The 780-nt window shown below is 28.3% G+C and carries 1 protein-coding gene; it reads left to right on the forward strand.

Translation table 11 applies throughout. The features are described from left to right. The first annotated feature begins 435 nt into the window (after positions 1 to 435). Entirely contained in the window at positions 436 to 738 is a 303-nt protein-coding gene (locus WBG21_RS11225) for a hypothetical protein (protein ID WP_340077926.1), read from the forward strand. Positions 739 to 780 lie beyond the last annotated feature (42 nt).

Here is a 780-nt window from a genome sequence, read left to right on the forward strand (position 1 = left end):
ATAGTAAAAACCTTATAAACCATCCTGGCCATAATCCGGTCAGGATGCTTGCTTTTTTTAGACTAGTTTAAACCAAAAAATGGATACCGCTTCTACTGATGTGCACTAGCAGGCAAAAAATGCATTATTAAATAAGGTATTTCTAATGACTTTAACTATGTTATTTTTTAAATGGTAAAATTCTCCTAAAATTTGATGTCTACATATAAAACCAATGATTGATAGCAAGGAGAAAAAATAACTTTTATGAAGGCCTATTTTCGAATTATAAGAAATTCTATTTAATATAGGCAGGGCCGGCTTTAAGCAAAATAAAATAATTTATAAGTTATTCTTTTTATAAAATATATTATGGTATTTCCGTAAAAATATTATGGTATTTACACATTTAATTATTATAATTGTAGCCGATTGTAATTATTTATATAGCTTTATTTGAAATTAAACTACACAATTTTAAAAGAAAAAAAGAAATTATCTGCAACAGCAGTAAGTGATTTTGTTCAGCTATTTGCCTTACCTGAGCTTGAAAACCGTAGTGCGCCGAATAATGAAAAGCTTATAGCAAACTCTACAAACAATGCCGCTTTTCGAAGGAACACAAAAGCATTAAAAAAACACTATCGAAAACTTAATAGACTTCTATCCGGATTGTTGACCAATACTGTTGTTGACCTGAGCAAACTATTGAAATTACTAAAAACAGACACAACCATAATACCTAACCTTAATAAATAAAACTATGTGAAAAACTAACTGACATATCACTATTAAATATTA

It is taken from the genome of Leptobacterium meishanense (assembly GCF_037645805.1).
In the GTDB taxonomy this organism is placed as follows: Bacteria; Bacteroidota; Bacteroidia; order Flavobacteriales; family Flavobacteriaceae; genus Leptobacterium_A; species Leptobacterium_A meishanense.